The organism is Shimia litoralis, assembly GCF_005518135.1.
Taxonomy (GTDB): domain Bacteria; phylum Pseudomonadota; class Alphaproteobacteria; order Rhodobacterales; family Rhodobacteraceae; genus Shimia_E; species Shimia_E litoralis.
In genome coordinates, this window is the sequence record NZ_SULI01000030.1 from 24,423 (window position 1) to 32,708 (window position 8,286).

Here is an 8,286-nt window from a genome sequence, read left to right on the forward strand (position 1 = left end):
TCTCTCAGGTTATGGAATTTCATGCTCCCTCGGCTCACGCACCGTCAGATCGAAGCCTTCCGCGCTGTGATGGAGACCGGCAAGGTCACCTCGGCCGCCGCTGTGCTGGGAACAACGCAACCATCGGTCAGCAAGCTGATTGCGGATTTGGAACGCGCCGCTGGTTTTAATATGTTTGAGCGACAGGGCAGGCAGGTCGTGCCCACCTCTGAAGCACGCGCGCTTTATGAAGAAGTTGAGCGGGCTTTCGTCGGGATGATGGAGATTTCCCGCGTTATCCAAGACATCCGAGACTTTCGGACCGGAAGCTTGCTGATTGCGGGGATGCCAGCACTGGCTCTGAAACTACTGCCCGATGTAATCGCCGAATTCATCGCAGCCGAACCCGGAATCACTGTGTCTTTGCGCACCAGAAGCTCTCAGGCGGTGCTACGTCACCTAAGTTCGCAGCAATTCGATCTCGGCTTTGCTGCTTTGGATAACGACCATCCCGCTGTCCTGCGCCGCGAGTTGTTCACGGCACCAATGTTGGCCGTGCTGCCCCTGTCTCACGAGCTTGAGCGGAAAACAGTGCTCTTGCCGGGAGATTTCGATCAGCGCCCGTTCATCGCGCTCGGCGCAGAAATTGGAACCCGCTCCGAAACCGATGCATTTTTGCTCGCGGGCGGTGCTCGTCCTCGGATCGTTGCCGAGGCGCAATTGTCTGCGTCGATCTGTGAATTGGTGGCCGCTGGGGCTGGCATTTCAATAGTAGAGCCTGTGACGGCAATGCATTTTGCCAACCTCGGTAAGATTCTGGTGCGCCCTCTGTCGCCTGTTCAGCCATTTCGATATGATCTGCTTCTGCCAGCCACCCGCCAACCGTCGCGCATAGCGAAGCAGTTTTTGAAATTAGTTGAAGCGCGATTTGACACGCTTCTTGGTGTTCATGGATAGTGTCTTGGGCGAATTTTCTATCATAATGAACGTGCGGGCCGAACGGCTGCATTAGGAATGCCGCAGTGCGGCAACGGCAGGTCAGGCCAGACCAGGGTCCGGGTAGGGTTGCCCCCTGCAAAGTATGCGTTACTGCGACTGCGAATAGCTTCAAACTCGGCACAGTCACTAAGGGCTCGTTCCTGCCGTTAGCTGCGCTGTCCACCAATGTCGGCACTTGCGGCAAATCACCAGCTGAGCACAATCGGTTGAGAAAAAACAAATCCCAACTCGATCTGCAGGAGCGGAGAGTAGCTTAATTTATGTCGAAAACTGTCCAAACATTGGGTGGTCGCTCATCTAGCTCTATTTCTTTCTGGTACGGGCCCGATGTTAAAAATATCGTATTTTTCGTTCAGAGCATCCATCTTCGCCTGATCGGCAAAATCTTCGGCCGTCATTTTGCCCAATTCTGCCAAGTATTGATCAAACCCTGATGGCTGATAGATCATCAGCATCCGACCAGCTTCGCACCCTTTGGCCATGATACAGGCATGCGGCACCCCGGGAGGGACATGAATGCAAGTGCCCGGCGTGGCGGTCAGCCAATCGCCGTCAATGTAAAAGTCAATATTGCCTTCCATAATGTAAAAAGTTTCCGCGTGATAGCGATGCAAGTGAAGACCCAGCGCAAATGTGGTCTTCAGGTTGTCCTCCATAAGCGTATACTGCCCGCCTGTGTCTGCTGCTGCGACTTTGACGTAGCTATGATCTGCGTCCCATTCGTAATTTGTGCCTTGGCGGGGGGGGGACAAAAGAATATCGTTTGGTCATGGGGTAAGCCTCCTTAAAAAGGGTGCCGTTGGAGAATTGGCATTCAGCGCTCAAATCATGCGAGCATAGCCAGCGGCCCTTGCTTGTAGCATTTTGGTCCGAGTGTGCTGCGCACCCCGTCACGGTACTGTTTGGCTTCAAACTTGCAAGGCATTTGATGATCACGATCTAGTGGCCCTTGTCGGCAAGCCTCCCACCCACGGCCTCTCCCGTGGCAGGCCCTCGGCCACCTCAATTTCCCGCATCAAGCCATCGACCTGCAGTCCATCTTTGACCCAGGCGAGCGCCTTGACCCAGTCACCGTAGGCCCGGCGTGCAGCTTCGATCTGCTGGGGATGCGGTGTGTATGTCACCGGGCAGGCCAGCACGTCGACGGTCCGCCACTTCCCGCGTGACACCACCCTCTCCGTCCCAACAACGATGGTGGTCGCCCTTTCGCCATGCTGGTTGCGCTTGGTCTCGACCGGTACGCAGCGGGGTGTCGCACCTGGCATCCAGTCGGGCTCGAGCCCCGCGCGGGCGAGTTCTGCAACGCGGATGGCCATGCGCTTGCCGCCAAGACTGTCAGGCAACCCTGCAACGATCGCGGCAATGACCTCCGCGTCCTCATGCGTGTAGCTGCCGATCTTGTACTGACCACCATCCACCTTGCAGCCCAGTACGGCGCGTTGCATGAGCACATATTCGAGCCCAAACCCAATGTTTTGCCCTTGATCGACGTCGGTGGGCGTGGGCAGTTCAAGCTGCGCGCATTCAACACGAAACGCCCATTCCAAGGCCTGCTGAACCGACATGGCGCGTCTTGGGCGCCCTGATCCAGCATGGGCAGTCTGTGCATGCAGTTTACGCTCATGCTTCATAGGACACCTCGTTCGCGAAGACGCTCCTGCGTCACCAGCCCATGGGCTAGCATTGCATCGCGCATGGAGTTGGAAATTGTGCTGGCGGGCATGAATTTGTCGGAGTTCACCATCTCGGCGTAGAACACCGCGAGATCAGCAAGCGAGCGGCACTTGGCTTTGGGTGCAGCTCGTCCCTTGCGCCGTGTTCGCGAGGTATCTTCTGCCTTGCGCTGGGCGGCGCGCTGCATGATCCTGTCAAGCGCCTTCGGGCCATCTGGTGGGGCAGGGTGATCCTCCCGAGACTGGGACGCGGCATCGAGAACCTCTTTCTCGGAAAGTCCAAGTTCATCCCTCCAGCGATCAGCATGCCGTCTGGCAGAACTGCCCTGCCACCAGCCGGGAAGAGCGCCGTCCGGGTCAAATCCCAGCGCCTGAAGCAGCGCCTTCCAAAATCTCTCATCAAGGATTTTTCGCGCTTGCGCGTCCTCCTCCTCCTTTACTGATTTACTTACTGGTTCCCTTACAGGGTTAGTGTCCGGATTCTGGACACGGAATGACCTGTTTTTCGGACACGGGTCGGGGTCAAAATCGGACACGGCTCCGTGTGCAAATTTTGGAGACGGGTTAGGTGTTTTTTGCCCCTCAGTCGCGTCATCAAATGCGCTTTCTGGCGCGCTTTCCGGGTCGGTTTTTGGGGACCCGTGCGGCTCGTTTTTCCCGTGTCCAGTATCCGGACATGGGGGCAGGCGATCTTGCGCAAAGCCCGGCTCAAAAGCCAGAATGTAGCGGGTGGGCATCTGGCGCTTGGTGGCGGGATTGATCCGCTGAACACGTCGGATCAGCCCTGTGGTTTCCAAGATGCTCAGATGGGCATTCAGGGTCGATCTGCTGACCTCGCAATCATGGGCAAGCAGGTCCTGTGAGGGAAAGCAGCCGTAGTCCGGATTATAGCGATCACAGAGATGCCAGAGAATGATCTTCGTGGTGGGCTTTAGCCCGCGCTGTTGAATGGCCCAGTTGGTTGCAGCGTGGCTCATGGCATTGCTCCGCGTACGGGAGACGCAATCCGTGTGGTAAGCCCGTGGGCGGCGAGCGCATTCAGAGCATCATCCAACGATCGCACAAGCGCCCAGCCAAAGCCCTGCGCCTGCACGGAATCGCGGAACTCTGCCTGTCGCGGGCTCAGGCGGCCTTTTGGGGACTTCAGCTCCAAAAAAAGCGCGCGACCATCACTCAGGACAAGCAAATCAGCGAAGCCGGGATGGACACCCATACCAACCAGGATCGACTGGCGTATGGCGCCGCGCCGTCCGGGGTCGGTGACCTCGTTGGGGCTGTGGTGAACAATGGCGCCCTTGGGAAGTGCAAAGCGCAAGGCCGAGACAACGGCACGCTGCAGGTCCGCTTCAGGAGTGGATTTCTTCTTCATCAGCCGCGCTCCTGCTTTGGGCAGGAGCGGGTCGTGCGCTCTGGTGATTTTCCATCCACAATGATCAAAAGGATGCGTGCGTCTTCACGCTCATCTCGGCCCGGAGCATGTTGAATGAGCGTTTTACACGCCAGACGGATCAGATGATCGGAGTGGTGCGCGACATCGGCCACCACGATGCGGGCCTCTCGCAGGCGATCGTCAATCCAGTCCTGACGGGCTTGGTCGCGGGCGGTGTCTGTCCGGAACGGAAATGTCATCGGCGTCCCCTTGCGCGAGGCTTGAGGGGCGCGCGTACTTCAAGTGCTTCCAGCCACTCCAGGACCGCCGAGCGACGATAGAGTATTTTGCGACCTGCTTTGACAAAGGCGGGGCCGCTTCGCGCATCTGCCCAGCGCCGCAGGGTTTCTTCGCAAACGCCCAGTTCACGCGCGAGTTCGGAGCGGCTGATCCATCCTTGCAGCAATGAGCCCGGTGGGCCGCTGTGCAGCGTCGCTGCGCTGTTTTCTATTTGTGTCATCTGGTGTCTCCACTTTGTCGCCCGACTTGGGCGAATGTCGTGAGGCATCAAAAACACATTGGCATGGGTGGCAGGGTGGCAGTGAGTGGCAGGGACTTTGAGGTGCTTGCCACCCCCGTGCCACCCCTGTGCCACCCGCGTGCCACCCCAAGTTTTATTGGATTTTGAATTTGGGGTGCTCCTCCCGCCTGTTTGACGGCGCCACGTCCAACTGTTGCGTTGGAATTTGAGGGGGGAAGGGCGCGGATACGGGCTGTGTCGGCCACGATGGGCCGCATTAGGGGACTTAATGGGGTGGCATGGGTGCTATTTGCCAACTTTAGGCGGCAAAGGGTCGTTGCGACGCTGTTTTGTCGAGTATCTACCGTGGGTGCTGCGTTGAAACATTCGTCAGCCGGCCATCAAAAAAAATCCAAGCTTCAACCGGTTTCCCCGCCATTTCGGTCACCTGACCAAGAAGGGGTGGCACAGCCTTCCTCCCTCAGTGCCGGTCACTGCCACCCTGCCAGGTGGGGCGCCATGATTAGCTTGAATAGAGCGCGAATCTAAGCGTCATGAACGGGAAAAGGGGGGGATGCATGCCCAAGAGAGAACGGTTGAGCGAAAAGCTGGTGCGGGACGCTATTCCCGCCGAGGGTCGGGATTATCAGGTCTTTGATGATGAGATCCGAGGATTTGCCGTCTGTGTCTATCGCGGTGGGGGCCGCGCCTTCACATTGGACTACCGGTTTGCAGGGCGACAGCGGCGGATCACATTTGGTCGGTGGCCGGAATGGTCGGTCACCGCAGCGCGTGAACGGGCCAAAAAACTGCGCCGTGACATTGATCTGGGCCATGATCCTCTCGCGGAGCGTGATCGGCTTCGAGAGGCCCCTCGTATTCATGATCTGATCGAGCGCTACCTGAAAGAGCATTGCGCTAAGCTCGCACCAACAAATGCGTCCGATCAGGCGTCGATGATGAACAAGCTGGTTGCGCCTCAATGGGGGCAAAGGCTCGTGACCGAGATTACCAAGTCCGATGTTGAAAAACTATTGGCGCAGGTCGCAGAGGGCAGGGCGCGGCCGCACAAGAACAAGCCCAATAACCGAGCGCGCAAACTCCAGCCTGCAAAGCCCACGCCTATTCGAGCCAATCGCCTCGGGGAGGTGTTGCGCAAGATGTTCAATCTCGCTGTTGAATGGGGCATGCGGACCGACAATCCTGCCAGCGGATTTTATCGCCGGGTAGAGAATGCGCGCGAGCGGTTTCTGAGCAAAGAAGAGATTGATCGTTTGGCGGCGGCGCTGGACGCGGATGAAGATCAGCGCGCTGCCGGTATTATCCGCATCTGTATGTTGACGGGCGCGCGAGTTGGGGAAGTGCGTCAGGCGCGTTTCGAGCAGTTCAATCTGGAATTGGGGATCTGGTCCAAGCCGGCGGCTACAACAAAACAGCGCAAGATGCACCGCGTGCCGATTTCCGAGGATGTTGCGGCAATTGTGCGCCAACGCCAGCTGCTTGTCCCTCAGGGAAATCTCTGGCTGTTCCCCGGTGATGTGCCGGGACAGCCCGTGATTGAAATCAGGCGGTTTTGGCGGCGGATACAAGCAGCTGCAGACCTGCAAGATGTCCGCATTCATGACTTGCGACACACCTTCGCGTCTTTGCTGGTGAGCGGCGGGGCGTCTTTGGAGATGATTGGCAAGCTGCTGGGGCACACACAAATGCAGACAACGCAACGGTATGCCCATTTGCTGGATGAGCCACTCAGGGCAGGGCTAGATGCTGTCGCGAGTGCAGTCCGACCGCGGTTAAAGGTTGTCAGGGACGGGCCTTCAGTATCGCGGTCGGCTTGATGCGGCTTGTGCAGTCAACTTGAGATGGGATCCTTTGTCAGAGCACGCCAAATCGGTGTAATACGCCGCCGGATTGAGCGTTCATCTGGGATCTCATTGCCATCTGAATGCTCCACAAACCATTCCTGCATTGCGGCGACTAGCTCGGCCTGGGTCGCGGGAATGCCGTCTTGGTGGATCCGCAGGGCCAAGGCCTGCAACATGCCTTCCCAATCGTATACAGATGCTGAGCCGTTGCCGGCCCGCATACGGTGAAACAGGTTGTTCTTTTCCTCAAACTGTTGCGCGTCCTTTCCAGTGATTAACAAATCGGCGATGGAAACCTCGATCCCGTCAGCCGGGTCTGTGATTAACGTAAACTCGGCGCGATCCTTTGTTCTGACGCGGCGCACTTTTGCGGTTAGCGGGCCTGTTCCGCAGCGCCGGAACACGGGCAGGATATCAAAGGGCGCAATGGTGACTTCACCTGCGACCAAATCCTCTCCGCACATCGCGGGCGGAATTCCGGTTAAAACGTCAAAATGCCCTGCAGCAGACCAGGCTGCAACATCCGCAATTGTGTATCCCCATCGCGCGGCGGCTTCATGGACTGTGTAATATTCTCGTCTTGGCAGCTTCATGCTTGTTCCTTGAGTGCATGCGCGTCGATCCGCACTCGGACCGACATCAAATTGAATGGAATGGAATGCAAGCAGCAGTCGGGTGTCCCTAGAATCACAATCGACTCGCTTGCGATCAGACCTTAAAGGGCCGAAGGCGTAAGAAAGTGACGTGGTGAGTGATATGGCCTTCAGAAAAGCACAGGACATGGTCCGCCTTGCCGAGATCGCAGGGGCAAGGCATCGGGGTGTTTGCCTCAACGATGTATGTGCAACCTTCAGTGTGAACCAACGTACCGCCCAGCGCATGATGCGGGATTTTGAAACGGCCTTTCCGTCCTACATTCGCACAACGGATCAAGATCGGCGGCGATGGTGGAAGCTGAAGGACGCAACGCTGACCAGCCTTCAGGGCGTTCGATCAAGCGAGCTCTCCGCGCTTGAGATGGCCATTAAACGTGCCCGACATGACGGCGCGCTTATGGATGTGCGTGGGCTGGTGTCTTTGCGGGATCGTTTGCTTGCCAGCATGCCATCCCCGCATGCGCGCAGTGTGGAAACGGATGCGGAGGCGATTTTGGAGGTGCAGGGTTTGGCGTGTCGCCCGGGCCCGCGCGTTAAAGTACCGCCTATTATTCTGGGCGCTATTGCTGAGGCGCTCAAGGCACCGTTCTCTCTCGAAATCATCTATCAAGGGGCGCGGGATCCGGCACCGAAAACCCGAACCATAGAACCCCATGGGGTGCTCTTGGGAACACGGCCCTATCTTATTGCCAGAGACATCGACAACAGGCGTAGTTATCGCCGCTATCGAATGGATCGCATAACAAGTGCCAAAATTACGGGGCAGTCTTTTGCGCGAGACCCGGAGTTCGAGTTGACCGCCTTTGCCGAGCAAGCTTTCGGGTCCTACCATGCGGACAATGAATATGGCCGTGTTGTTTGGCGATTTGCGCCCAGCGCTGCGGCCGCTGCAAAGCAGTTTGAATTCCACCCGACGCAGCAGATGACCCAAGAGCCAGATGGCAGTCTGAGGGTCGAGTTCACCGCGTCCGGCTGGATTGAGATGGCCTGGTATCTCTATCAATGGGGCGATCAGGTGGAAGTCGTCGAACCCGCCGAACTCAGAGAGATGGTGGCTGGGTTCCAGAGAGGGGATCTAGGGGTGTTGCCTTAGGGGCTTTGTCCAAGAGGGGGCGGATTGCGGTCATTCGCTGCGCCATTCGCGAAGGTCTGCTTTGCGGACAAAGCGCCATTTCGCTGCGGTTGCTACCAAGGTCTGCTTTACTAGCTGAGGTTCCCGCAATCG

Annotated in this window: 10 protein-coding genes; 3 read left to right on the forward strand and 7 right to left on the reverse strand. The window is 57.6% G+C overall.

All coding sequences use genetic code 11. From position 1 onward, the window contains the following. Positions 1 to 21 precede the first annotated feature (21 nt). Positions 22 to 936 carry a LysR substrate-binding domain-containing protein gene (locus FAP39_RS15885; RefSeq protein WP_091429055.1) on the forward strand — a complete coding sequence of 305 codons (915 nt, stop codon included), beginning with the start codon at positions 22 to 24 and terminating at the stop codon, positions 934 to 936. Positions 937 to 1,271: 335 nt separating this feature from the next. Here FAP39_RS15885 and FAP39_RS15890 read toward each other — a convergent pair whose 3' ends face one another. From FAP39_RS15890 to FAP39_RS15915, 6 genes are all read right to left on the reverse strand, one after another. Continuing rightward, positions 1,272 to 1,730 carry a cupin domain-containing protein gene (locus FAP39_RS15890; protein WP_138017368.1) on the reverse strand — a complete coding sequence of 153 codons (459 nt, stop codon included), beginning with the start codon at positions 1,728 to 1,730 and terminating at the stop codon, positions 1,272 to 1,274. 180 nt (positions 1,731 to 1,910) lie between these two features. Beyond that, on the reverse strand, positions 1,911 to 2,543 hold the full coding sequence (locus tag FAP39_RS15895; RefSeq protein WP_342777200.1) for a hypothetical protein: 633 nt from the start codon (positions 2,541 to 2,543) through the stop codon (positions 1,911 to 1,913). 62 nt (positions 2,544 to 2,605) lie between these two features. Further along, the gene (locus FAP39_RS15900; protein WP_138017370.1) at positions 2,606 to 3,628 is read right to left on the reverse strand and encodes a helix-turn-helix domain-containing protein; all 1,023 of its coding nucleotides are present in this window, start codon (positions 3,626 to 3,628) and stop codon (positions 2,606 to 2,608) included. Further along, on the reverse strand, positions 3,625 to 4,020 hold the full coding sequence (locus FAP39_RS15905; protein WP_138017371.1) for a VRR-NUC domain-containing protein: 396 nt from the start codon (positions 4,018 to 4,020) through the stop codon (positions 3,625 to 3,627). The genes FAP39_RS15900 and FAP39_RS15905 overlap by 4 nt, the downstream gene beginning before the upstream one ends. Then, positions 4,020 to 4,280 carry a hypothetical protein gene (locus FAP39_RS15910; RefSeq protein ID WP_138017372.1) on the reverse strand — a complete coding sequence of 87 codons (261 nt, stop codon included), beginning with the start codon at positions 4,278 to 4,280 and terminating at the stop codon, positions 4,020 to 4,022. The genes FAP39_RS15905 and FAP39_RS15910 overlap by 1 nt, the downstream gene beginning before the upstream one ends. Further along, positions 4,277 to 4,540, reverse strand: a complete 264-nt coding sequence (locus FAP39_RS15915; protein WP_138017373.1) for a helix-turn-helix domain-containing protein — start codon at positions 4,538 to 4,540, stop codon at positions 4,277 to 4,279. Before FAP39_RS15915 ends, FAP39_RS15910 begins: the two co-directional genes overlap by 4 nt. A gap of 578 nt (positions 4,541 to 5,118) precedes the next feature. On the opposite strand from FAP39_RS15915, the gene FAP39_RS15920 reads away from it, so the two are divergent. Continuing rightward, entirely contained in the window at positions 5,119 to 6,378 is a 1,260-nt protein-coding gene (locus tag FAP39_RS15920) for a tyrosine-type recombinase/integrase (RefSeq protein WP_138017374.1), read from the forward strand. 14 nt (positions 6,379 to 6,392) lie between these two features. Here the strand turns inward: FAP39_RS15920 and FAP39_RS15925 are convergent, their stop codons facing one another. Then, entirely contained in the window at positions 6,393 to 6,998 is a 606-nt protein-coding gene (locus FAP39_RS15925; RefSeq protein WP_138017375.1) for a hypothetical protein, read from the reverse strand. A 163-nt stretch (positions 6,999 to 7,161) separates the two neighbouring features. Here FAP39_RS15925 and FAP39_RS15930 point away from each other — a divergent pair, with 163 nt between their 5' ends. Then, positions 7,162 to 8,154: a helix-turn-helix transcriptional regulator gene (locus FAP39_RS15930; protein ID WP_138017376.1), complete on the forward strand. Its 993-nt coding sequence runs from the start codon at positions 7,162 to 7,164 to the stop codon at positions 8,152 to 8,154. The last annotated feature ends 132 nt before the right edge of the window (positions 8,155 to 8,286 follow it).